Below are 23611 nucleotides of genomic sequence, written 5' to 3'. Positions count from 1 at the left end.
GTTCAGGCGCCCAGCAGGCTTTGGCCGCACACGCGCACCACCTGTCCGTTGATGCCGCCGCTGGCCGGGTCGGCGAGCCACGCGATCGTCTCCGCCACATCCTCTGGCGCGCCGCCCTGGCCCATCGAATTCATCCTGCGCCCCGCCTCGCGGATGGCGAAGGGGATGGCGGCGGTCATCTGCGTCTCGATGAAACCGGGCGCGACGGCGTTGGCGGTGATGCCACGCGCCGCGACCTCGCGCGCCAGCCGTTCGATCCACCCGATCACCCCGGCCTTTGACAGCGCATAGTTGGTCTGGCCGACATTGCCCGCGATGCCGCTCAAGGAAGCGACGCCGACGATCCGGCTTCCGGCGGCAAGGTGACCACCGTCGAGCAGGGCTCCGGTGATCCGCATCGGTGCGCCCAGATTGACCTCCATGACGGACGTCCAGCGCTGCGCATCCATCCGCGCCAGCGTCTTGTCGCGGGTGATGCCGGCGTTGTGCACGACAACGTCATAACCGCCGCGCGTCGCCGCATCCGCAGCGATGTGCGCGGGGGCATCGGGCGCGGTTATGTCGAGCGCGAGCGTGCTGCCGCCGATCGCGGCGGCAACAGCGTCCAGTTCGTCCGACAGCGCGGGAATATCGAGCGCGACGACATGCGCCCCCGCCCGCGCGAAGCTGGTCGCAGTCGCCGCGCCGATCCCGCGCGCCGCGCCGGTCACCAGCACCGTCCGGCTGGTCCTGTCCGCCTTCGCCTCGGGTGCGGGTCCGACCCGCACGGCCTGTCCTGAGACATAAGCGGAGCGGGCCGACAGGAAAAAGGCCAGCGTGCTGGCGAGCGTCGGCATCGCGTTCCAGGGGACGAGGATGATGTTGGCCGCGATCGCGCGCCGCGCCTCCTTTGCCAGCGAACGGAGGAAGCCCTCCATCCCGCGCGCGATGGCCGCCGCTTCGACATCGGGCGCATCGTCGGGATCGCCGACGCAGATCAGGATGCGCCCATTGGGTTGCACGGCGCGCAGATGATCGTGAAAGACCCGGTACAGCGCTCGGCTATCCGTGACGGTACGGCAGCCGGTCGCATCGACCAGCAGGGCGTCGGGCACATTGGGGCCTTCCGCATCGTCGATGCGAACGCCGAGCGCCGCCGCGTCGCGCGCGAGCAGCGCTGTCAACCGACCCTCGCCGACATCGACGATGCGTGCGCTGGCGACGAATCTGCCGGGATTCCGCACGAGCGGCACCGGCTGCGGCAGACCGAGCGCCCCGGTGAGCCAGTGGCCGACGCCCGAATTGGCAAAGGCAAGATAGCGGTCGCTCATTCTGCAGCCTCAGCCGGATGAGGGTACCGGGCCGCGTTCTCGAACTGGCGCATCCCCTCGGCCAATCCGAAATCATGCGGGAAGTCGTCGACCTGGATTGCGATATCGGCATGTTCGGCGAAGTCGGCGATCACGCCGCGCTCTGCCGCGCTGATCAGTCCGGCGCGTTCGGCGTCCGCTGCCCAGGCGTCGAGTTCGCGATAATTCTGCGGCAGACGCGCGACCCTGCCTGTACGGATGTCCGGTCGCAGCCGCTGCTCGATCGCCGTGACGGCGGGATACAGGGCGAAGGCGACATGTGTCGCGGCGATGGGGTCGACCGCCATCCGGGGCGTCCAGCACCCCGCGAACAGCCGCTCGCGCGCCGGACCCTGTGCCTGCACCAGCGCCGCCACCGCGGCGTCGGCGCGGTCGTCGGGCGGCGCGATGCGTCCGCCGAACGGTCGGATCAACAGCCGCAGGACAAAGCGCGCCGCGCCGCTGGGGTGGTTGTCGATCGTATCGCGCAATGCCGTATCGGCGCGCGCCAGCGCGTCCTGCGCGGCCCAGTGAACCAACGGCAGGTCGGCGGTCGGACGCCCCTCATCCTCATAGCGCTTCAGCACAGCGGACAGGATGAACAGCTGCGACAGCACGTCGCCCAGCCGCCCGGTGATCGTCTCACGCCGCTTTAGGGTCCCGCCCAGCGTCGCCATCGAGACGTCGCTCGCCAGCGCCAGCGCCGTCGAAAGCCGCGTGGCGGCGCGATAATAGCGCGCAAGCTCCCGCGCCGCGCCATGTGGACGGGCGATCAACAGCCGCAGCGGCGTGGCGAACGCGAGCGCCCGCGCGGCATTGCACAGCAGGAAGCTGAAATAGCCGAACAGCGCGCGGTCGAACGCCCTGCTATCGCCCCCCTCTGCCGAACGCATCAGCGCGAGGACATAGGGGTGGCAGCGGATCGCCCCCTGGCCAAAGATGATCAGCGTGCGCGTCATGATGTTCGCGCCCTCGACCGTGATCGCGATCGGGATCTGCTGATAGGCGCGGGCGAGGAAATTACCCGGACCCATGCAGATACCCTTGCCGCCGATCAGGTCCATGCCGTCGTTCACCACGATCCGGGCGCGTTCGGTAACGTGATATTTGGCGATGGCCGAAATGACCGAGGGTTTCTCGCCGATGTCGAGCGCGGCGGCTGCGAGGCGGCGCGTCGCGTCCATCGCATAGACATGCCCCGCCATTCGCGCCATCGGCTCCTGCGCGCCCTCGAACTGGCCGATCGGCGTGTTGAACTGGCGGCGGAACGCGCAATAGGCGCTGACGCTGTTCGCTGCGAGCTTGGCCATGCCGACATTGGACGACGGCAGCGAGATGGCGCGGCCCGCCGCCAGGCATTCCATCAGCATGCGCCAGCCATTGCCGACCTGGTCCTGCCCGCCGATCACCATATCCATCGGCACGAACACGTCGTCGCCCGAGGTGGGACCGTTCTGGAACACGGCGTTGAGCGGCCAGTGGCGGCGGCCGATCCGGACTCCCGGATGGTCGCGCGGGATCAGCGCGCAGGTGATCCCGACATCGGCCTTGCCGCCGAGCAGCCCTTCAGGATCCTGCACACGAAACGCCAGGCCCAGCACCGTCGCGATCGGTGCCAGCGTAATGTAGCGCTTGTTCCAGCTGATGCGAAATCCCAGCGTTTCGCGCCCTTGCCATATGCCGCGACAGACAATGCCGGTATCAGTGATCGAAGCGGCGTCGGAACCTGCATAGGGGCTGGTCAGCGCGAAACACGGAATCTCGTCTCCGCGGGCAAGGCGGGGTAGGTAGTGGCGCTTCTGTGCCTCGGTGCCGTAATGCACCAGCAGCTCGGCTGGCCCCAGCGAATTGGGCACCATCACCGAAACCGCCGCCGCCGAACAGCGCGTCGAGAGTTTCTGGATCACCTGGCTTTGCGCATAAGCGGAAAAGCCGAGCCCGCCATATTCCCTGGGAACGATCATCCCCAGGAAGCCTTTGTCGCGCGCATAGGCCCAGGCAGCGGGCGGCAGGTCCTGCCAGACCGCCGTACTTTCCCAGTCGCTGGACAGGTCGCACAGCTGCTCGGTCTCCTCGTCCAGAAAGCGCTGCTCTTCCAGAGTGAGCTTCGGAGGCCTGGTTTCGAGCAGGCGCTGCCAGCGCGGCGCGCCACCAAACAGCTCGGCATCCCACCACACCGTTCCGGCGTCGATCGCAGCCTGTTCGGTCGCGCTCATGCGCGGCATGATCCTGCGAAACACGGTCAATAACGGCCGCGATAACAGCCCGCGACGCAGCGGCACGAGCGCGACCATGACGATCGGCAGCAGCGCGATGGCGAGAACGAGCGTGGCGGTGGGGCCGACCAAGCCCGACGCGGTGCCGACAGCGAGCCAGCCGGCAAGGCCCGACAGCCAAAGCAACGCCCGCGCCTGGATATAGGCCAGCGCGAAAGCGCCAACCAAGAGCGCAACGATCCAGATCGCCATGACCCATCCTCCGACCGTCTAAACATTGACATCAATGTCAATATTGGACTTTGCTGTCAATGGCCGGTAGAAATGAGAATATGGTGCGAACGCCACCCTCCCGAGTTGTACTACCGGAGAGGCCGGTCAGCCGCTCTTGCGGCTGTTGAACCCAATGATGCGCGGATCGCCGGTGAAGATGTCGGTAGTCATACCGGTAAATCCGTATTGGGGAGGACCTCGGTGATTGGCGTGCTACCGAGAACGTTATTCACAAAGACAAAGACCACCAGTTCCCCCGCGCGCGCCACGGTGGAGCGTCAGGTTCACATCGTCCCACCCGCGCAGCCGGTCGTTTTTCAGGTTGTAGACCTGCGCAGATCTGTCCGATGCGATCGGCCACCGTCGCCGATGCGCCAGGTTCAGGTCGGCGCAAGACGTGTCCATTTCTGCGCGCCGGCGCTGTTTTCGATCATCGTCTCGATGAACGCCATGGTCCGCAGCCCGTCGGAGATACCGGGGAACCAGTCTGCCGCGCCACGCGGCGGGGGTATAGTCGCTCCGCCGCGTACGGCCCGCCCGAAGCTGCGGTAAAGATTGGCGAACGCCTCGATATAGCCCTCCGGGTGCCCCGCAGGCGTGCGCAGCATGGCCAGCGTGGACGGGGCGAGGCCGGGGCCGCCGGCGCGGACGATCTCGGCGGGGCAATCGAGCCAGCGCAGGGTGAGCGTATTCGGCTCCATCTGCGACCAGTCCAGCCCGCCGCGCTCACCATGGATACGCAGGCGCAGGCCATTTTCGTCGCCCGCCGCGACCTGGCTCGCCTTGAGCACGCCGCGCGCGCCGCCGTCCAGCCGCAGCAGCGCCGCGACATCGTCGTCGAGACGGCGACCGGGGACATGGGTGGTGAGATCGGCGCTGAGTTCCTCGACCGCGAGACCCGAGACATGTTCGGCGAGATGAAAGGCGTGGGTGCCGATGTCGCCCAGACAACCGCCAAGACCGGCGCGGGCCGGATCGGTGCGCCACTCCGCCTGCTTGTTGCCTTCGCGGTCCAGCGGTCCGCTCAGCCAGCCCTGCGAATATTCGACCTGCACCAGCCGGATCGCACCGAAATCGCCTCGCGCCACCCGCACCCGCGCCTCTTCGACCAGCGGATAGCCGCTATAGGTGAAGGTCAGCCCGTAAAGCCTGCCGCTGCGTTCGACCGCCGCCGCGATGGCCCGCGACTCGGCAAGGTTCAGCGCCATCGGCTTGTCGGAGATCACATGAAACCCGGCATCGAGCGCGGCGATCGCTGCCGGGGCGTGGAGATGGTTGGGCGTGACGATCGACACCAGCTGCATCCGCTCACCCTCGGGCAGCGCACGTTCGCCCGCGAGCATGGCGTCGAGCGTGGGATAGCTGCGCGCCGGATCGAGGCCCAGCGCCGTACCGCTGCGTCGCCCGCGCTCCGCGTCGCTGCTGAACGCGCCGCACACCAGCGCGTAATCGCCGTCGAGCGCGGCCGCCATGCGATGCACCGCGCCGATAAATGCGCCCTCGCCGCCGCCGACCATGCCATAGCGAATGCGTTGATGTCCGTCCGTCTCCATTGCGCCTCTCCTGTTTCTCTAATTCCGCCCGCCCGGTTTCGCGGGGTTGCGTTGCGCGCCGCCATCCGCTTAGATGTTGTCAACGATGTCAACCCGAAGGTTGGCACAGTCGGAGGGGATTGTGAAAGCACTCATCGCATTGCCCTTCGCGGCATCGCTCCTCGGCGTGGTAGCGCTAACGGCTGGAGCGCCCAGCGTCGGCGCGCGCCAGACCCAGACTCCCGGTGCACAGGCTTTCGCCGCCTGCCGCGCCTGCCACACGCTCCCCGCTGGCGGGAAGAGCGTGATGGGGCCCAATCTCAACAAGCTGTTCGGCCGCAAGGCCGGAGCTGCGCCAGGGTTCGCCTATAGTCCGGCGCTCAAGGCGTCCGGCATCGTGTGGGATGCGAAGACGCTCGACGCGTATCTCGCCGCGCCGACCAAGGTTGTGCCCGGCACGCGCATGGTGATGAAGGTGCCCGATCCGGCGCGTCGGGCCGCGCTGATCGCGTATCTGAAAGCGGAAACGAAGTAGCTCAAACCTGCGGAGGGGGTGTCATGAAGGGTCCGGCGGTTTTCCTCGCACAGTTTATGGGCGATGCCGCGCCGTTCGATACCTTGCCCTCCGCTGCGCGCTGGATGGCGGAGGCAGGCTATGTCGGGGTGCAGATTCCGACCTGGGACAGCCGCTGTATCGACCTGGCGCTGGCGGCGGAGAGCCAGGATTATTGCGACGAGCTGGCCGGCACGTGCCGCGAGGTTGGGGTCGAGATCACCGAGCTGTCGACGCATCTTCAGGGACAGCTGGTTGCGGTGCACCCGGCCTATGACGTGGCGTTCGACGCCTTCGCGCCCGAAGCGCTGAAGGGCAAGCCTGCGGAACGCCAGGCATGGGCGGTCGAGCAGCTTCATCTCGCCGCCAAAGCGAGCCGGCGGCTGGGGCTGAACGCGCACGCGACCTTCTCCGGCGCGCTCGCCTGGCCCTATCTCTATCCCTGGCCGCAGCGACCGGCGGGGCTGGTCGAAGAGGCCTTTGGCGAGCTGGCGAAGCGCTGGCGGCCGATCCTCGACGCGTTCGAGGAACAGGGCGTCGATGTCGCTTACGAGATTCATCCCGGCGAGGACCTGCACGATGGCGTGACGTTCGAGCGGTTCCTGGCGGGCGTGGACAATCACCCGCGCGCCAACATCCTCTACGATCCCAGCCATTATGTGCTGCAGGCGCTCGATTATCTGAGCTTCATCGACATCTATCACGAGCGCATCCGGATGTTCCACGTCAAGGATGCTGAACTCAATCCGACCGGGCGATCGGGCGTCTATGGCGGGTTCCAGGATTGGGTGGACCGTCCCGGCCGGTTCCGCTCGCTGGGCGACGGGCAGGTCGATTTCAGCGGAATCTTCTCCAAGCTGACGCAATATGGCTATGCCGGCTGGGCCGTGCTCGAATGGGAGTGCTGCCTCAAGCATCCCGAGGACGGCGCCCGCGAGGGCGCACCCTTCATCGCCGCGCACATGATCCGCAAGGCAGACAAGGCGTTCGACGATTTCGCCGGGGGCAGCGATCCGGCGCTCAATCGCGCGATGCTGGGACTGACATAAAAACAAAGGGGGGAGGCGGCGATGGCCGAGACATATCACAAGGGGCGGCTGTTCTGGCTGGGCATCCTTGCCTTGTTCACCGCCGCAGCGGGGCTGGCAATCCGCGGGGCCATCGCCAGCGGCCTGAAGGCCGAATGGATCGACCCGATCGCCCCATTGCAGGCGGGTGAGCTGATCGCCGCCGCGCTGGGCGCCGCGTTCCTGAGTTTCGCGATCACATTGTTCGTCGCGAGCGCGTTTCTCGATCAGATCGGGATGAAGCGCTGTCTGGTGGCCGCTGGCCTGTGTTTCTTTGCCGGACCGTTACTGATCGTCACGGCGGGCCAGATCGCGAGCGGCATGACCATCTACACGATCGTGTGGGTCGGGATGCTGCTGAGCGGAATCGGCTGGGGCCTGACCGAGGCGGCGATCAACCCGCTGACGACGCAACTCTACCCCGATGACGCCACCCATCGGCTCAACGTGCTCCATGCCTGGTTTCCCGGCGGCATCATCATCGGCGGCTTGGCGGGCTTCTTCCTGTCGGCGACCCTGCCGTGGCAGGGGATCATGGCGCTGGTGATGGTTCCCGCCGCCGCGACGATCCTGGTCGCGGCGACCACGCACTTCCCGCCGCCGCTGCGCAGCGAAAGCGGCGTGAGCTTTGGCCAGATGATCGGCGAGGTGTTCCGCCGCCCCAGCTTCTTCATCTGGTTCGGCGCGATGTTCCTCACCGCCGCGTCCGAACTGGCACCCGGCCAGTGGATCGACGTGGCCCTCTCCAACCGCGTCGGCATGCGCGGCATCCTGCTGCTGGTGTATGTCAACGCGCTGATGTTTGTGTTCCGCCATTTCGCGGGGCGGCTGGCCAACACCATCTCGAACCCCGGCCTGCTGTGGGTGTCGAGCCTGCTCGCCGGAATCGGGCTGTTCATGCTGTCGCAGGCGCAGTCGCCGGTCGCCGCGGTTATCGCCGCGACCGTCTGGGGCCTTGGCGTGTGCGTGATGTGGCCTACGATGCTCGCATCGGTCGCCGAGCGCTATCCGCGCGGCGGGGCGTGGGCGATGGGGCTGGTCGGATCGGCCGGCGCGCTCGCCAGCTTCTTCGTGCTGCCCCAGCTCGGCGCGATGTTCGATGCTGCCAAGATCGAGTTCGCAGGCGGACCGGAGGCGTTCGCCGCGCTGACCGGTGCGGCCAAGCTGGCGGTCGAGGATGCGGCGGCGTCGGTGTCGTTCCGGACGCTGGCGATCCTGCCGGCGGTTCTGCTGGTCGTGTTCGGCTTCATCTGGCTGCGGGAGCGCGGCAAGTCGCGCGCGCAGCTGGCGGGTGAAGCGGCGTGAGGCTGACGCGGCGCTCCGTCCTTGCTGCGGGTGCCGCCATGGCGGGCGCGGCGGCAATGCCGGGCGCCGCGAAGCAATCGAACGCACCGCGCTTCTCGCTCGGCTTCGCGCCGCATGAGGGCAGTTTTGCGAGCCGGGGCAATCGGCTCGAACAAATCGCCTTTGCCGCCGACCAGGGCTTCACCGCGTGGGAGGACAACGAAGCCGCTAGCCGCCCGGTCGCCGAACAGGTCGCGATGGCGAAGGCGCTGCAGCAGCGCGGCATGACGATGGGCGTGTTCGTAGCGTCGATGCCCAAATGGGTGCAATCTCGCCCGGTGCTCGGGGCGAATGACGATAGCGACCGCACCGCATTCCTCACCGATATCCGCGCGTCGATCGACGTCGCCAAGCGCTTGAACGCCAAATGGATGACGGTAGTCCCCGGCTTTCTCGATCGTCGGGTGCCGGTCGATATCCAGACCGGCCGGGTGATCGATACCATGCGCCACGCCGCCGACCTCGTCGCGCCGCACGGGCTGGTGATGGTGATGGAGCCGCTCAACACGTTGGTCGATCATCCAGGCGTGTTCCTGCAGACGGTGCCCCAGGGCTATGCGGTCGCGCGCGGCGTCGACAGCCCGGCGGTGAAGATCCTCGCCGATCTCTATCATGAGCAGATTCAGGCGGGGCATCTGATCCGAACGATGGACAGCTGCTGGAGCGAGATCGCCTATCTCCAGTTCGGCGACGATCCGGGCCGCAAGGAGCCGGGGACGGGCGAGATCAACTATGCCAACATCGTCCGCTGGCTCCGCGCGAAGCGGTTCTCCGGGGTGATCGGCATGGAACATGGCAATTCGGTCGAGGGTCGCGCGGGCGAGGCGCGCCTGCTCGCCGCCTATCGCGCGATCGACGCGGCATGAAGGGGAAGCATGTGAAACTCACTCTGCCGATTGCGGCACTGGCATTGACCGCGGCGAGCGAATCGGCCCCGGCGCAGGACAAGCCCGGCTTCCGCGACACCCCGACCATCCCCGGCACCCGCTGGAAGGTGCATGACGCCGATCGGCCTCACCCGACCGTCGTGACCCCGGCGGCGCAACCCGGCGGCGCGCCGTCCGACGCTGTCATTCTGTTCGACGGCGCCTCGCTCGACGCCTGGCAGGCCCAGCAGACGCCATGGACGGTCGCCGATGGCGCAGTCACGTCGCGCCCGCGCGCGGGCGGCGGCGAGAACGCACTGATCAGCAAGGCGAGCTTTGGCGACGTCCAGTTGCATCTCGAATTCCGCTCGCCGAACCCGCCCGAGAAAAGCTCGCAGGATCGGGGCAACAGCGGCATCTGGTTCATGCAGCGCTACGAGATCCAGATCCTCGACGGCTACAACAACCCGACCTATGCCGATGGCACGGTCGGCGCGATCTATGGCAGCACGCCGCCGCTGGTGAACCCGTCGCGGAAGCCGGGCGAATGGCAGAGCTACGACATCGTCTTCGAGCGCCCGCGCTTCGCCGCCGACGGCAAGCTGCTGCGCCCGGCCTATATCACCGCCTTCCTGAACGGCGTGCTGGTCCAGAACCGCCAGCCCTGGCTGGGCACCACCGTGTGGCGGCAGATCGCGAAGTACGAGGCACATGGCGATGCCGCGCCGATCCAGCTGCAGGATCACAATTCGCCGGTGTCGTTCCGCAACATCTGGGTGCGCCCGCTTCCGGAAGCCGCGGCGAGTCACGATCAGCAGGATGAGAAGAAATGAGACTTGACCGACGCGACGCGCTCGCCGGGATGGCGGCGATGTTCGGCACCGCGCTGTTCGCGCCGATCGCGCGTGCAGCGGCGGCGCAGGTGACGCCGATCAGCGACGGCCCGCCGAGCGCGCCGGTATTCAGCGCGGAGCAGCGCGCGCTGATGAGCGCGCTCAGCGAACGCATCATGCCGACCACCGACACTCCGGGCGCGATTGCGGCGGGCGTGCCGGAGTTCATCGAAAAGATGCTCGCCGATTGGGCGATGCCCGATGAGCGCAAGCCGATCCTTGCCGGGCTCGATGCGATCGAGGCACGCAGCCAGGCAGATTACCAGCTGGCCGCGGTCAAGGCGTCGCCCGAGCAGCAGGATGCGCTGCTGACGCTGGCGATGGAGGACAAGTTGCCAGGCGGCCTGAGCTTTTTCGACAAATTTCGCCAGCTCGTCATAACCGGCTATTTCACGTCGGAAGTCGGCCTCACGCAGGAGCGCGACTATCTGCCCGTGCCGGGGCGATATGATGGCGCGCACCCCTATTCCCCCGGCACGAAGGTGTTTTCCTCATGAAGATCGACCGACGCCAATGGCTGGCGGGCGGTGCCGCGCTCGCCACCACCCTCGCCGCAGCACCGCTGATGGCGCGCGGGACGCCCAAGCGACCGATCGGCTTGCAGCTCTATACCGTACGCGAGCTCTTCGCTCCCGACCCGATCGGTACGCTCGAGAAGGTGGCGGCGATCGGCTATCGCGAGGTCGAATATGGCGGCGGCGGCTATGACAAGATGGACCACGCCGCCTTGCGCAAGGCGATGGACCGGCTCGACCTGGTCAGCCCGTCAATCCATGTCGGGTACGACGCGATGGCCGCCGATCTCGGCGCCGTGGTCCGGATGGCGAAGACGCTGGGCGCCGACACGGTCGTCCTGCCGTGGCTGACTCCGGAGATGCGCGACCCGCAGGTGTTCAAGCGCGCGATCGGCGATTTCAACCGCTGGGCGGGGCAGTTCAAGGAGGCGGGACTGGGCTTCGCCTATCACAACCACGATTTCGAATTTACCGTGAAGGCAGAGGGCCGCAGCCTCTTCGACATGCTGGTTGCGGACGCCGATCCCGCGCTGGTCGGGATCGAGCTCGACCTGTTCTGGGCGATCGCTGCGGGCGAGGATCCCAAGGCGCTGATCGCCCGCCTGCCCGGACGCATCTACGCCTATCACGTCAAGGATCGCACCGCCGACGGCAAGATGGCCAGCGTCGGGGCCGGCACGATCGATTTCGCGGATATCTTCACGCTCAACGCGCAGGCGGGCGTCAAGCATCTCTATGTCGAGAATGATCAGGCCCCTGCGCCCTACCTGCCCGACATCAAGGCAAGCTTCGACCATCTGCGCCGGATCGGCGCGTAACCGGATTTAATGGGGGATCGGCATGGCCGACATGTTCGACGCGATCGTCATCGGCTCTGGGGTGAGCGGCGGATGGGCGGCAAAGGAACTGACCGAAAAGGGCCTGCGCGTGCTGATGCTCGACCGTGGCGTCATGGTCGAGCACGGCCAGGATTACGATTATGACGGCAAGCCCGCATATGAGATCCCCGCGCGCGACATGATGCCCAAGCATCTGATCGACAGCGATTATTTCATCGCGAAGAACGGCTACATCGCGCCCTCTTCGCAAAAATTCTACAATAACGACCGGCTCAACCCCTATGCCTATGGCGAGGGCGACAAATTCTACTGGATCCGCCCGGGCGCGTTCGGCGGCAAGTCGCTGATCTGGGGGCGCTGGAGCTTTCGCTGGAGCCCGGAGGATTTCGAGGCGAACAAGCGCGAGGGGATCGATGGCGAATGGCCGATCGGCTATGATGACCTCGCCCCCTGGTATGACTATGTCGAAAAGGTGGTCGGCGTATCGGGCTCGCGCGAAAACCTGCCGCAGCTCCCCGACAGCCTCTTCCAGCCGCCGATGCAGATGAACGTCGCGGAGAAATGGCTGAAGGAAAAGCTCGAAGCCAGTTCGCCGGGGCGCAAGCTGATCCCCTCGCGCCTGTCGAACTTGACCGAGGACAAGCCCGATCAGGGTCGCAGCAAATGCCAGTATCGCAACCAGTGCGGTCGCGGCTGCTCGTTCGGCGCCTATTTCTCGACCCAGGCTGTGACGCTGCCGGCCGCGCGCGCAACGGGGCGGCTGACGCTGCGTCCGGACTCGGTGGTCACCAGCCTCGACTATGACGCGCCGCGCCGCCGCGTGACCGGCGTGCGCGTCGTCGATGCCAAGACCAAACAGGTCGAGGTGATCCCGGCGCGGATGGTGTTCCTCTGTGCCTCGGCGATGGCGTCGAACCAGATCCTGATGAACTCGCGCGCGCCGGGCAGCGGCAAGAGCCATTTCGACAGCAGCGGCACGCTCGGCCGCTATGTCATGGACCATATCTTCCGCGTCGGCGCGGCGGGCGACATCCCGGGGTTCAGCGAATTCATCGAATATGGCCGGCGGCCGGGCGGGGTCTATATCCCGCGTTTCCGCAATGTCGGCGGCGAGGAAGGCGTGGGCTTCCGCCGCGGCTATGGCTATCAGGGCAGCGCACGGCGCGAGCCGGCCCCGCCCAAGGGCTTTGGCGCGTCGATGAAGCAGGGCATGCGCGACTATGGACCGTGGAAGTTCGCCATGGGTGCGTTCGGCGAATGCCTCCCCTATGAAGACAATCGCGTCAGCCTTCACGCCGACAAGGTCGACCGGTTCGGTGTTCCGCTGATGCGCTTCGACGTGCGGTTCCGGGAAAACGAGATTCGCATGATGGACGACGCGCGGGCCGAAGGCGAGAAGATGCTGCGGGCGGCGGGCCTGCTCAACGTGCACAGCTGGCGCGGCGAGCATGTGCCGGGCGACGCGATCCACGAGATGGGCGGCGCACGCATGGGCCATGACCCGCGCCACGCGGTGCTCAACAAATGGAGCCAAGCCCACGACGCTGCAAATCTGTTCGTGACCGACGGCGCGCAAATGGCGTCGGTGTCATGCGTCAATCCCTCGCTCACCTTCATGGCGCTGACGGCACGCGCGGCCGATCATGCAGTCAGGCAGCTAAAGGCCGGCGCGATCTAGGTTCAGCACCTATTAAATCGCTTGCCGATCGGATGTTCGATGGATTCATTCGCGGCGCTGAGGAGGCGTTGTTATGAGCGACCTGATTTGGTTGGCGGAGGCGCGGATGCGGCGTTAAAAAGCCGACCATTCCCGGCGTGACGTTGCCGATCGCCAAGCCCAAGCCGAAGGGCAAGGCGAAAGGCGGGTTACGCCGCGGGGAGGCTTATAGTCTGCTCAAATCGCTGGGCGGGCGGTTCGCGGCGGACACGACGCCGGGTCTCAATCTCGGCACGTTCACTTTTCCGACCCACCAGCGGCTCAATTTCCTGGACCGGGCACTCGACAGCGAAGCCCAGACACTCGCGAAAAACGATCTGTTCGGGTGGCGCTATCGATCGAGCTGGGGCGAGCAGGACGAACTATTTTCCACCGCCAGTACCCGCTTCTTCGTCCAGGGCCTCTTGAACAGCCTGCCGCGCGGTCAGATCGCCGACGATGTCTGGCAGCGCTGGACGACGTTCCGGCCGTTCCGACCGGCGGTCTTAGCGGGGGGCTGCAGGACCTGGCTGAACTTGCTGTCGCGCTCTGAAGCTCAGGGTACGAGCTTGTAGGTCCGCAGCGCATCGTTGACGAACACCGCGCGTGCTTCCGGTGCCAGCAGCGCGGTGCGGGTCGCGCGCCAGCGGCCGATGGGGGAGGCGGGATCGTCGCGCGGGCCGAAATCGCGTTCGACCTTGGGCGCGTCGAGCTGGCCCAGCTTCGCCCAGTGCATCGAATAGTCGATGCCGTTCAGGTCGAATTCCGTGCGGATCTTCATCGCGCCGGTCTTGGTAAATACGCCCCAAGCGCGCGCTTCATCGGGCACTTCATCGGGCAGGGCATCCGGCAAATTGTCGGACAATCCGTCGATCTCGATCACCGCAGTCTCCTCGAAACGGGTGAAGGCGAGCGTGCCGGACGGGCGGGTGACGAACCGTATCGTATTGAGGAAGGCAGGCTCCAGATCGCGTGCCGCCGACAGGATCAGCGGCAGTGCCCGGCCCACCTCGTCCCGCCGGATCGCATAAGAGGCATTGTAGAGCGCGCCGGGAGCGTTCCCGGTGACGACATCGCGATGCAGATGTTCCCACCCCAGCGCGGGAGAGGCCGGCGTGATCGGAAGCGTGAAGGCGCCATAGAATTCGCGGACAAGGCCCTTGTAGTAGCTGAACGCCGAAAAGCCTTCCGGCCACAGACCATGGGCCTCCGACTCGGATTTGCGTCGCACAAGCTCCTTCGCGAATCCGGCGATCGAATCTCCCGCGTGCGGCAGCGGCGTTCCATCGCCGCCATCGGGCGGAAGCAGCCCGGGTGGGGCGATGAAGTACATCAGATGGATCGCGTCGCGCGTGCCGTCATTGTCGAACGGATCGATCGTCACTTCGTAGAATGCGGGATCGTCATCATGGCCGAGCTGTGCTGCAATCTCGCGGAACCGCCCCTGTTCGACCTGCGCTTCCCAGTCGGGCCAGAGCGGGTGAACCACGGCCAGAACATTGTAGCTGTGATAAGGCGCGAGCCGCAGCGCGACGCCGTTGACGATCCCCATGCCGCCCAGATGAATCAGCGCATCGTCGAACATCGCATCGGAGCGGATGATGCGGGTCGCGAAGCGGGATGCCGCCGCGCCACTCAGCACCGGCGCCCGCGCTGGCTCGATCCACACCGATTCCTTCTCCCCCGTGATGAGGTGCATCCCCATCACCATGTCCTGAAGCCCGCCAAAGCCCAGCCGCGAGCCATGGCTGGCGGTGCCGAACCCGCCCGCGACCGTCGGGCCGAGATGGGTGCCGCTGGTCATGATCGAGCGCCGCGGGCTCAGGTTCTTGGCCCATTCGACGAGGCAGCGCAGCGTCGTGCCGCCGCGAACAAAGGCGACGTCCTCCGGCGCGTCGCTGCAATCGGGATGAAGGTCGGCGGCGGTGGCGCGGGTGCAGCCCTGCAGGCCCGTCAGGTCGAGTTCGCGCCGGTTGCTTCCGGCCAGCGGCGCGAAGCTCCACGCGCGGCCGATCATCCCCGCGGCGACGCGATCTTTCACGGCCTTGGCGATATAGTCGTGCAGCGGGCCGCGGGTCGCGCGGAACAGCTCGGGGCCGCTCAGCGGCGAGCCCTTCGCGCAGCATCCTTCCTCCTCGCGATCGAAGATGCCGTAATCGTCGATATCGTTCGTGAGCGTAAGGTGGTAGTTCTGCCAGTCCTTGCGGGTTTCGTAAGTGATGCGCGCCATTCCGCCCTCCCGTCGATCCAATGCGACCAGCGTTGGGCAAGTCGCGGACCGGCGCAATTGCGAATTGATCCGTCACGGCAGGATCGTTCACTTTTCACGAGTCTCGAACGGTTGCCGGACTCTTTGATCGCGCGGCCTGCCGGTCTTGCGCAATTTGGAGTTGTTTCAGCGCAGCTGAAGCCGAACCTAGCGCCGTTCGGCGCTGGCTGCTGCCCGTTGTTGCACGCCGTTCAGCTCGGCGAGAATCATCGCGCGCAGCCCGGGGTCCTGAAAAATCGCCAGCGTATCCGCAGCCGTCCCACCCGCTTCCTCCAGCCTCGCCAGCGCGTCGCGCGCGGTCCCCCAATCGCCCCGCCGCGCCGCCGCCACCGCGAGCGCGGCGATCGTCACGGGATAATGCGCGATGTGGATCGCCGCCTCGCTAAGCATCGCGAAGGCGGCATCATTGTCGCCCTCGAACAGATTGGCGATGCCGATGCCGGTCAGCGCATAGGCGCGCACCCCCGATGCCGGGTTGATCCGGAGCGCGAGTTCCAGCCGCTCGCGCGCCCGCGCCGCGCGGCCGGTGGCGATATCGACCCAGCCGCCCCAGAACAGGGTCGGCTGGTGCGCAGGTAGCAGCGACAGGGCATGGGCGATGATCCGGTCGGCCAGCGCCAGGTCGCCGCCGATGCTGATCAGCGTCCCCGCGACATAGCCGAGCGATTCGACATTGTCGGCGCCATGGCGCAGCGCATTCTGATACTGGATGATCGCCCGCCGCCGGGTCGCGGCTGGATCGCCGGTCCAGCGAAAGGCGAAGGCGACCCCGTTGCAAAAGGCCGCAAGCCCGGCGGAGAGCGGACAGGCCGGATCGGTGGCCGTCAGCGCGTCGGTCAGCCGCAGCGCTTCGAGCACGGGTTCGCGCTCCCAGCTACGGAACAGCGCATTGGCGCGCCAATAGAGTTCGTAGCTGTCATGGCCGAGTTGCGGCTGGCGCAGGATGCGGTGACGTTCGGCAAGATCGATCTGGGTCCATATCTGCGGCGCGGCCATCGTCGCTACCGCCTCCTGAAGCGAAAACAGGTCGTCGCGGCGCCCTTCGGTGCTCCAGCTCCAAACCTGAAGCCCGCTCTGCCCGTCGAGCAGGCTGACCGAGGTGCGCAGCCGGTCGCCCGCCTCGCGGATCGTGCCGTCGAGCAGATAGCGGACACCGAGCTGACGGGCGATCTCGACATGGGTCAGTCGCCGCTGGACGAGCACCGCCGCCGAACTGGTCGAAACGACGAACAGCTGGGGAAACTGGGTCAGGGTCATGCCCACCTCATGCGCGATCCCCTGGCCCAGCCAGTTGGCCTCTTCCGGGCGGCCGAGATGGATGAAGGGGAGCACGGCGACCGACGGCTTGGGCGGGAGCCGGGGCGGGTGGGCGCCGAGCAGTTCGGATTGCGGGGGCAATGGCGCGCCGAACACGCTATGCGCATCGGCCAGTGGGGTCGCCGCCTGGGGGAACGCCACCTGGCGGAGCGCGTCCAGCCGTGCCCGCTGATCGCGCAGCCAATCCTCGAACTCGTCGCAGCCGCGCAGGTCGATCCCTTCCAGGAAATCGCTGCGCTCGTCCCCCGCTCGCGCGGTCGCCCCCATCGCCAGCGACAGCAGGTCGATGTCGATCCGGTCGAGGTCGAGCCGGATACGCTGCGTCGAGCGCGTCAGAAGGTCGCCCGCGTCATGCGCCTCCAGCAACTGGTGGAGCGTCGAAAGCTCGCGGCGCAGGCTCGACTGGGCCTGGGGCGTGTCGCGCGATCCCCAGAGCATCGAATAGAGCCACACCCGGGTGCGCTCGCCATCGGGCGCGACGGCGAGCAGGGCAAGCAGGGCGATGGCCTTCTTGCTGCTGATCTCCATCCGCACGCCCGCAGGCGTGAAAAAGCCGAATGGCCCCACGAGCTTCAACGAAAACCGAGCGCCTCCGTCCATCGATCATCCCCCAGGATGGACAGCATCAAGACCACGATCCTTATCACCAAGCGCGCGCGAATGAACCGTTTTTCACGCTTCTGCGACGCTTCTTCCGCGCGTTGCGCGCGGTCAGCGCGGACAAGGGCTGCATGTGAGCAGGGAGACGCCGCGATGTTGAGTTCGTTGAACCATGGACAGAATGCCGGGCCGATCCCGCCCGCCGCGGCGACGAGCGAGCGGGCGCCCGCCTCCGCCGTCCTCGCCTATGCCGGGTCGCGCGATCGGATGACTGCCCGCGGGGCCTCCGGAGCCGATGCGTTCGGCTATCTGTTCGATGTCGCGGGGATCTCCCGGATCGCCAATCCGTTCGACGCGCTGGGCGCGGTCGGCGCGGGGATGACGGCCGGGGCTGGTCTGCCTGGACCATCGGGCCTTGCCGCGATCCTCACCTATTTCGGCCAGTTCGTCGATCACGACATCACCGCCAACACCGACCGCGACCCGGCATCGCTGCCCCGCTTCGCGATCGGCACGCCGCAACTCACGCTCAATGCGCGCAGCGACGTGCGCGCCCAGCTGGGCAATCTGCGGCGCGGCACGCTGCGGCTCGACAGCGTCTATGGCGACGGCATGGCGATCGATGCCAAGCTGCGCGACGGCGCGCAGATGCGGATCGGGCAGACCGATGGCGGCGCGCCCAATGATTTGCCGCGCTTCGGCGCGATGGTCGATGCCGGGGTCGTGCGCGCCGACGAGCTTCCCGACACCAGCGCGATGCACAGCGATTTCGGGCCGGTCGACCCGCGTCGCATGGCGTTCATCGCCGATGGGCGCAACGACGAGAATCTGGTGGTGGCGCAGCTGCACCTCGCCTTTCTGCGCTTCCACAATGCGATCGCGGACCGGCTCGCGGGCAGCGACGACGAACGCTTCGCCCGCGCGCGCCAACTGGTGCAATGGCATTATCAATGGCTGGTGGTCGAACGCTATCTGCGCGCGATCTGCGATCCGGCCATGCTCGATGCGGTACTTGCGGGCGGGGCGCAACGCTATCGCGACTTCGCGACCGGACATGGCGGGGCGTCGGGCGATCATGCGCCGATGCCGATCGAATTCAGCGTCGCGGCATTCCGCTTCGGCCATTCGATGATCCGCCCGGGCTATGTCTTCAACGCAGATTTCCCGCGCGCCTCGCTCAACCAGCTGTTCCAGTTCACCGGGCGCGGCGGGCTGGGCGGGCCGGAGGTGCTGCCCGATATCTGGGTGATCGACTGGAACAATTTCATCGACGACCAGCCCGCCAATCTTCAGGCACTGGCGATTGACGCCGCGCTCGCCCCGGCGCTGGGCGATCTGGTCAATGAGGATCTGCCGCATCTGCGCTCGCTGGCGCAGCGCAATCTGCGGCGCAGCTACGTGCTCAACGTTCCGACCGCGCAGGCGATCGCCGCGCAGCTGGCGGCGCAGGGTGTGGACATCGCGCCGCTGGCGCACGCCGAACTCGTCTCGGTTCCCGGCGGCGTCGCGCTGGAACAGCATGGCTTGGCGGAGACGACGCCGCTCTGGTTCTACATCTTGGCCGAGGCGGAGAAACGCGGCGGGGGCAAGCGGCTCGGTCCGCTCGGCTCGCTGATCGTCGCGGAGACATTGGTCGGGCTGCTCGTGGTCGACCCCGAAAGCTACTGGCACGCGGGCGCGGGTGGCGCCCGCTGGCATCCGGCCGATGCGGGGCTCGACGCACCGATCGACAGTTTTCAGGCCATGCTGGCCTTTGCGGGAGTGTTGTGATGCGCCGGACCCTGATGGGCGCCGTCATGGCGTTGATGCTGACGAGTGCCGCCCAGGCGCAGACCGATGGCGGGACCGACGCCGCCGCGCTCGAACGCGCGAAGCTCGACCTTGAGTTCGCGAAGCTCCGGCTGGAGCAGGGCAAGCTCGAAAAGGAAGTGATGCAGGCGCAGATCGATGCCCTTGGCTTTTCCAAGGCCGAGGGCAAGACGACGCTGGGTGCCGATGCGGGCAAGCTGGAGGGCTGGATGCTCGCCAGCCGCGCGGTGGACGAGGCGGCCGCGCAGATTGGTGAAAAGGCGGTCGCGGCTGTGACGGCACAGCAGGACGGGGCGAAGGCCGACGCCAAGCCGCGCAAGATAACGCTGCTCGGCGCCACCGAGAGACTCGATTTGTCGGCGGCGGTTGCCGTCACACGCGAAATGCAGGCCATCACTCAGGCGCTGGAAGGCGTCGCACAAAGCTATTGCAGTACGACTGAGGTTCTGGTCGAGTCAGGGAAATCTGCGGGGTTGCCCGTGCCCGCCATCATCGGCGCGGCGCTCTCGCTGCTGCGCACGGATACCGAAATCAGCGGCTTCACGGTGGCCGCAGCGGAAGCGCCGCTGATCGATGCGGTCGTCGGAAAGCGGACGGATAAGATTCAGTGGGTGATGCCCCGGGAAGTGGCTCTTGCGGCAGCGGACGGCGCCGTGGTCAAGGCGTTCGATGCGTTGCTTCTGCAGCGTGAACAGACAGCACTTTGCCGCAGTCAAGTCGCTGCCGGGGCGACGACCGATGCAGAAAAGAAGGCGGCGGCGCCCAAGCTCGCCGCGCTCGATGCGATGGTGGCGCGCGCCGATGCCTTTTCCGTGCGCGTCAGCGCGCCGCGCGAGGGTGGAAGTAGTGAGTTGGCCGCAGCGGCGATCGCTGAAACGCTGACCAAGCACGACGCCGGGTTGCTCGCGTTGCGACTGAATGTGAGCCAGGCCGGGGGGACGCTGTTGAAACGCGCGAACCTCTGGACGGCGCTTGGCGCGCCTGCGGTCGGGATTACCGGCGGGCTGGTGGTCAGCTGGCGGTTGTTCAATCCAGCGGACGGATCGGTACGTGGCGGCGGCGTGATCGTCTGTCGCACTGCCCTGACCAATCTCAATGCGATTCATGCGGGGCGCACGGATGCGCCCAGCTGTGACTGGACCACTTCGACCGCGCAATGACCGTAAGCGCTTGCCTGCCGCGCGGGCGCATGGCGAGATGGATTCAAGGGGGAAAGACGATGCTGAAATGGATAGGCCTGCTGGGTGCCGCCGCGCTGCTGCCCGCTTGTGCGACGCGCGGGACGCTGGACATCGAATGCGCGGAGGCAGACCTCAAGCGGACCGCGCTTGAACCATCTCAACTGGTACAGGATATCCAGAGCGGAAAGCCGGTCGCCGAAACTCTGAGCGTGAAACGTGAGGACGGAACGTCGCTCGCGTCGAAATCCGCCGCGCAGGTCGCAGAAGAGGCCGCGCTGGTGAATGCGTTCGTGACCGCCGGGGGGGAACCTCGCCACAGCCTGTTGCTGTCCGGGGGGGGCCAATGGGGCGCCTACGGCGCCGGATTCCTCGCCGCGCTGGAAGAGGGCGGCAAGATGCCCGATTTCGAACGGGTCACCGGGGTCAGTACGGGGGCGCTCCAGGCGCTGTTCGTGGGGGCATTGAACGATTCGGATCTTGGTCCGCAGGAGCGCAAGAAGCTCACCGGCCTTTTGATGGCAAGCTATCGCCCCGCCGCCGAGCGCGAGATCGTCTATCGCCACGGATGGAAGGGCTGGGCCGTGATCAGCGGCTCCTTCGCCGGACTTACGCCACTGCGCGACCGCATTTATGGGCGACTGTGCGACAGCGCGACCGAGTGCCCGTTGATCCGTCATCTCGCCAACAGCACTACCGAAGTGCTGGTGGGCTATGTCGGCGCCAGCGATGGGGTCTTCTATTATTCGAATATCACCGAAATCGCCCGAATTGCGTATCCTGACGGTCGAAATCCCGGTCCACCCGGCGCATTGAAGAGGGCAAGGCAGTGCATTGCCGGTGCGGCGCTCGCTTCGGCGGCGATGCCCGTCTTCTTTCAGCAGGTTCGCATCGGTTCGGGCGCGGACTGGAAGACCTATTATGACGGCGGGGTCCGTCAGTCGGTGTTCGAGGCGAATGCCGCCGAACGGGTCGATCGGGTCGTCACGCTGATGAAGGAGAGGCGGGAGCAGGAGATCAAGGCGCAGCTAAACAGCAGCGACAAGGACCGCGTCGCGTTGAAAAGCCTCACGAATGCCGAGCTTCCCGCACTCTATGTGCTCCGCAACGGCCCAACGGTGCTGATCCGCAAGCATGAGGATGCAGCCTTCGACCGCAAGGGTAACGCGCTCGACACGGCGTTGCGCGCGCAGACCATTTTAGTCAACCAGCTGGAGGTGCAGTCGATCGCGGACCTACGGCTTGCCCACCCTAAAGGGTATATCTGGCTACGCACCGCCGATGGGTTCGATCGCAAGCCGGAAACGGACGGCGAGATAGGGTCGTCACCGCCGCGGTCCCGGACGCCCGACGAGGTCGTAGAAACCAGGCCGTGCGTGAAGAACCCGCCCGAGGCGATGTTCTCCCCCAGCTTCATGGGTTGCCTGATGCGCTACGGCCGGGAGCATGGTGCCAAGGGCAACTGGATTCGCCTGTCCGAGCTCGACCTGAAGCCCAGGGCGGAGTCCGGCCAATGATCCCGCCCCTCGTCGATCGCCGCGCCGTTCTCGCCACGGGCGCCGCGCTCCCCCTGCTGGCATCCTGCGGACCGGCGGCGCTCGGGAAGAAGCCGTCGGCGCGTCGCGCCTATGCCGACACGCATGTCCATCTGTTCAACGCGCACGACCTGCCGATCGGCATGTTCATGGTCGAGATACTGTTCGGCCAGGGAGATGCGCCGCCCTTCCTCAAGGCGATCGTGGATTATCTGCTGCGCGGCGTGCAGAAATTCGCCGATTCCGCGACGGCGGAGCGTCGCCGGATCGAGGGGGGCGCGGCCTTGGCCAAAAGCGTCGGGACGCTGAGCCCCGAGACGTTCGGCGCGGATATCGCCTATTGGGCGACACGCGATCCCGGCGCGGAGAAGGACGCGAATGCGGAGTTGCCCTTGTTCGCGAACGAAGGCGAACGCGACGCGGCCTATGCCGAATTGATCGAGGCGGTCGTCGCCGATTCGCGCGGAACCTCGCTCGACAAGGTGCGCAAACGGATGGGCGAGGGGCCTGGCGCGCCCGTCGCAAAGGCGGAAATTCAGCGCGCCTTCGCCGATCTGGCGCGCCGGGCCGAGAATAGCGACCTTCCGCCCCCAGGGACGAAGCTGTTCGATGGCGGCGCCAGTATCAAAAAGTCTGGCGGCGTGCGCTGTGACAGCGGCTGTTCCGATACCGGGTTCAGCAGGTCGATCGGAGCGATCATCCGTTATTTCGGCTGGGGCTATCTGATGCTCAAATCTCGCGAGCATCATCTGACCAAATATCTTGCGCTGGCCGCGGGGCAGCGCGAGCAGCCGACGCTGATCCTCAATCATCTGGTCGATTATGATGCGTGGCTGGGCGTTCCGCCGCGTCGGGGATCGGCGCATGTCGAGCAGGTCGCGGTCGCCCATGCGCTCGCCGGCAAATATCGCACGGGCGGTCGGCGCCGCCCGGGGGTGGAGATCGTGACCTTTGCCGGGTTCTGCCCGCTCAAACACGCGCTTGAAGCGAAGGCGGGCCTGCCCCGTGCGCTCGATGCGATGCTGGCGCTGGGCCGCGACAAGGTGGCCGGGTTCAAACTCTATCCGCCGATGGGCTTTCGACCTTCGGGCAACAAGGAACTGCGCAACGACGCCTTCGATCCGCGCTCGCGCTATCGGGCCGCGCATTTCCGTCGCTGGCGCGCGGCGCTGGCGGGGCAGGGGGGCGGCAAGGAGATCGGATCGGCGATCGACGCCGCGCTGGAGGAATTCTACACGACCTGCGCGAAGCAGGGCATTCCGGTCATGGCCCATGCAGGGCCGGGAATGCAGGCGGGGCCGGATTTCGGCCAGCGCGCCAATCCACATTTCTGGATCGACGTGGCGGAGCGGCACAGGCTGCGAATCAGCCTGGGCCATCTGGTCAACAGCGCGGAGGATTTCGTCTGCGCTCTGCGGGCAGGCGGGGACCCACCCAAATGCGTCTGGGCGCTACATGCGGGCAGGACGCTGCTCGATCCGACCAATTCCGCCCTTAAGGCGACGGTCTATGGCGACCTGGCCTTCATGCCCGAGCTGATCGAGAGTCCGGCGCTGGCGGTCGAGTTCTTCAAAGGGCTCCACGCGGTGTTTGGCGTGAAGGATCCCGCCTTGACCCGGATCACTTATGGCAGCGACTATATCATGCTCGGAACGATGAAGGATTATGACGAACATCTGAGCGTCATGCGCGCCGCGATGGCGAAGGCGGAGTATACGTCCGAGCAGGTCGAGAATATCCTGGTCAACAATGCGCGGCGGTTCCTGAGCGGATAGGCGTGC

General features: G+C 66.5%; 18 protein-coding genes. 13 read left to right on the top strand and 5 right to left on the bottom strand.

The genetic code is table 11. From position 1 onward, the window contains the following. Positions 1-2 precede the first annotated feature (2 nt). The 3 genes from FPZ54_RS10815 to FPZ54_RS10805 all read right to left on the bottom strand — a co-directional run bounded on the left by FPZ54_RS10815 (position 3) and on the right by FPZ54_RS10805 (position 5370). Complete coding sequence (locus tag FPZ54_RS10815; protein ID WP_145847116.1) at positions 3-1310, bottom strand: 3-oxoacyl-ACP reductase; 1308 nt, start codon at positions 1308-1310, stop codon at positions 3-5. Then, on the bottom strand, positions 1307-3796 hold the full coding sequence (locus tag FPZ54_RS10810; RefSeq protein ID WP_145847114.1) for an acyl-CoA dehydrogenase: 2490 nt from the start codon (positions 3794-3796) through the stop codon (positions 1307-1309). The genes FPZ54_RS10815 and FPZ54_RS10810 overlap by 4 nt, the downstream gene beginning before the upstream one ends. A 401-nt stretch (positions 3797-4197) precedes the next feature. Next, a complete protein-coding gene (locus tag FPZ54_RS10805) occupies positions 4198-5370 on the bottom strand; it encodes a Gfo/Idh/MocA family protein (RefSeq protein ID WP_222428297.1) in 1173 nt (390 codons plus the stop codon). Positions 5371-5491: 121 nt separating this feature from the next. Here FPZ54_RS10805 and FPZ54_RS10800 point away from each other — a divergent pair, with 121 nt between their 5' ends. The 9 genes from FPZ54_RS10800 (at position 5492) to FPZ54_RS10760 (ending at position 13697) form a co-directional block, all read left to right on the top strand. Continuing rightward, a complete protein-coding gene (locus tag FPZ54_RS10800) occupies positions 5492-5884 on the top strand; it encodes a c-type cytochrome (RefSeq protein WP_239019536.1) in 393 nt (130 codons plus the stop codon). Positions 5885-5907: 23 nt separating this feature from the next. Further along, entirely contained in the window at positions 5908-6951 is a 1044-nt protein-coding gene (locus FPZ54_RS10795) for a sugar phosphate isomerase/epimerase family protein (RefSeq protein ID WP_145847110.1), read from the top strand. A gap of 21 nt (positions 6952-6972) precedes the next feature. Continuing rightward, complete coding sequence (locus FPZ54_RS10790) at positions 6973-8274, top strand: MFS transporter (protein WP_145847108.1); 1302 nt, start codon at positions 6973-6975, stop codon at positions 8272-8274. After that, positions 8271-9179 carry a hydroxypyruvate isomerase family protein gene (locus FPZ54_RS10785; protein ID WP_145847105.1) on the top strand — a complete coding sequence of 303 codons (909 nt, stop codon included), beginning with the start codon at positions 8271-8273 and terminating at the stop codon, positions 9177-9179. The genes FPZ54_RS10790 and FPZ54_RS10785 overlap by 4 nt, the downstream gene beginning before the upstream one ends. A gap of 11 nt (positions 9180-9190) precedes the next feature. After that, entirely contained in the window at positions 9191-10012 is an 822-nt protein-coding gene (locus FPZ54_RS10780; protein WP_239019533.1) for a 3-keto-disaccharide hydrolase, read from the top strand. After that, the gene (locus FPZ54_RS10775; RefSeq protein ID WP_145847100.1) at positions 10009-10569 is read left to right on the top strand and encodes a gluconate 2-dehydrogenase subunit 3 family protein; all 561 of its coding nucleotides are present in this window, start codon (positions 10009-10011) and stop codon (positions 10567-10569) included. The genes FPZ54_RS10780 and FPZ54_RS10775 overlap by 4 nt, the downstream gene beginning before the upstream one ends. Next, positions 10566-11405: a sugar phosphate isomerase/epimerase family protein gene (locus FPZ54_RS10770; RefSeq protein ID WP_145847099.1), complete on the top strand. Its 840-nt coding sequence runs from the start codon at positions 10566-10568 to the stop codon at positions 11403-11405. Before FPZ54_RS10775 ends, FPZ54_RS10770 begins: the two co-directional genes overlap by 4 nt. 22 nt (positions 11406-11427) lie before the next feature. Next, entirely contained in the window at positions 11428-13104 is a 1677-nt protein-coding gene (locus tag FPZ54_RS10765; protein WP_145847097.1) for a GMC oxidoreductase, read from the top strand. A 137-nt stretch (positions 13105-13241) separates the two neighbouring features. Then, positions 13242-13697 (top strand): hypothetical protein, encoded by a 456-nt coding sequence (locus tag FPZ54_RS10760; protein ID WP_186456738.1) that lies wholly within the window; start codon positions 13242-13244, stop codon positions 13695-13697. Here FPZ54_RS10760 and FPZ54_RS10755 read toward each other — a convergent pair. Together FPZ54_RS10755 and FPZ54_RS19860 are read right to left on the bottom strand one after the other, a co-directional pair. After that, a complete protein-coding gene (locus FPZ54_RS10755) occupies positions 13679-15352 on the bottom strand; it encodes a hypothetical protein (RefSeq protein WP_145847092.1) in 1674 nt (557 codons plus the stop codon). The two genes, FPZ54_RS10760 and FPZ54_RS10755, sit on opposite strands and share 19 nt — an antisense overlap. Before the next feature lie 186 nt (positions 15353-15538). Continuing rightward, entirely contained in the window at positions 15539-17308 is a 1770-nt protein-coding gene (locus tag FPZ54_RS19860) for a hypothetical protein (RefSeq protein ID WP_186456737.1), read from the bottom strand. 153 nt (positions 17309-17461) lie between these two features. Between FPZ54_RS19860 and FPZ54_RS19855 the strand changes: the two genes are divergently transcribed. From FPZ54_RS19855 to FPZ54_RS10730, 4 genes are read left to right on the top strand one after another with little or no spacing between them, the layout of a single operon-like run. Continuing rightward, a complete protein-coding gene (locus FPZ54_RS19855; protein WP_186456736.1) occupies positions 17462-19078 on the top strand; it encodes a peroxidase family protein in 1617 nt (538 codons plus the stop codon). Continuing rightward, a complete protein-coding gene (locus tag FPZ54_RS10740) occupies positions 19078-20277 on the top strand; it encodes a hypothetical protein (protein ID WP_145847085.1) in 1200 nt (399 codons plus the stop codon). The genes FPZ54_RS19855 and FPZ54_RS10740 overlap by 1 nt, the downstream gene beginning before the upstream one ends. A gap of 59 nt (positions 20278-20336) precedes the next feature. Further along, positions 20337-21812 carry a patatin-like phospholipase family protein gene (locus FPZ54_RS10735; protein ID WP_186456735.1) on the top strand — a complete coding sequence of 492 codons (1476 nt, stop codon included), beginning with the start codon at positions 20337-20339 and terminating at the stop codon, positions 21810-21812. Continuing rightward, positions 21809-23605 carry an amidohydrolase family protein gene (locus tag FPZ54_RS10730; protein ID WP_145847080.1) on the top strand — a complete coding sequence of 599 codons (1797 nt, stop codon included), beginning with the start codon at positions 21809-21811 and terminating at the stop codon, positions 23603-23605. The genes FPZ54_RS10735 and FPZ54_RS10730 overlap by 4 nt, the downstream gene beginning before the upstream one ends. Positions 23606-23611 lie beyond the last annotated feature (6 nt).

It is taken from the genome of Sphingomonas suaedae, from assembly GCF_007833215.1.
In the GTDB taxonomy this organism is placed as follows: domain Bacteria; phylum Pseudomonadota; class Alphaproteobacteria; order Sphingomonadales; family Sphingomonadaceae; genus Sphingomonas; species Sphingomonas suaedae.
This window is presented reverse-complemented; position numbering and strand designations above follow the sequence as displayed.

Excerpts from the sequence above, each read along its gene's own strand:
- FPZ54_RS19855 (WP_186456736.1), top strand. The coding sequence starts at position 17,462 with ATGTTGAGTTCGTTGAACCATGGACAGAATGCCGGGCCGATCCCGCCC.
- FPZ54_RS10730 (WP_145847080.1), top strand. The coding sequence starts at position 21,809 with ATGATCCCGCCCCTCGTCGATCGCCGCGCCGTTCTCGCCACGGGCGCC.
- FPZ54_RS10795 (WP_145847110.1), top strand. The coding sequence starts at position 5,908 with ATGAAGGGTCCGGCGGTTTTCCTCGCACAGTTTATGGGCGATGCCGCG.
- FPZ54_RS10775 (WP_145847100.1), top strand. The coding sequence starts at position 10,009 with ATGAGACTTGACCGACGCGACGCGCTCGCCGGGATGGCGGCGATGTTC.
- FPZ54_RS10810 (WP_145847114.1), bottom strand. The coding sequence starts at position 3,796 with ATGGCGATCTGGATCGTTGCGCTCTTGGTTGGCGCTTTCGCGCTGGCC.
- FPZ54_RS10740 (WP_145847085.1), top strand. The coding sequence starts at position 19,078 with ATGCGCCGGACCCTGATGGGCGCCGTCATGGCGTTGATGCTGACGAGT.
- FPZ54_RS10805 (WP_222428297.1), bottom strand. The coding sequence starts at position 5,370 with ATGGAGACGGACGGACATCAACGCATTCGCTATGGCATGGTCGGCGGC.
- FPZ54_RS10755 (WP_145847092.1), bottom strand. The coding sequence starts at position 15,352 with ATGGCGCGCATCACTTACGAAACCCGCAAGGACTGGCAGAACTACCAC.
- FPZ54_RS10790 (WP_145847108.1), top strand. The coding sequence starts at position 6,973 with ATGGCCGAGACATATCACAAGGGGCGGCTGTTCTGGCTGGGCATCCTT.
- FPZ54_RS10735 (WP_186456735.1), top strand. The coding sequence starts at position 20,337 with ATGCTGAAATGGATAGGCCTGCTGGGTGCCGCCGCGCTGCTGCCCGCT.
- FPZ54_RS10815 (WP_145847116.1), bottom strand. The coding sequence starts at position 1,310 with ATGAGCGACCGCTATCTTGCCTTTGCCAATTCGGGCGTCGGCCACTGG.
- FPZ54_RS10765 (WP_145847097.1), top strand. The coding sequence starts at position 11,428 with ATGGCCGACATGTTCGACGCGATCGTCATCGGCTCTGGGGTGAGCGGC.
- FPZ54_RS19860 (WP_186456737.1), bottom strand. The coding sequence starts at position 17,308 with ATGGACGGAGGCGCTCGGTTTTCGTTGAAGCTCGTGGGGCCATTCGGC.
- FPZ54_RS10770 (WP_145847099.1), top strand. The coding sequence starts at position 10,566 with ATGAAGATCGACCGACGCCAATGGCTGGCGGGCGGTGCCGCGCTCGCC.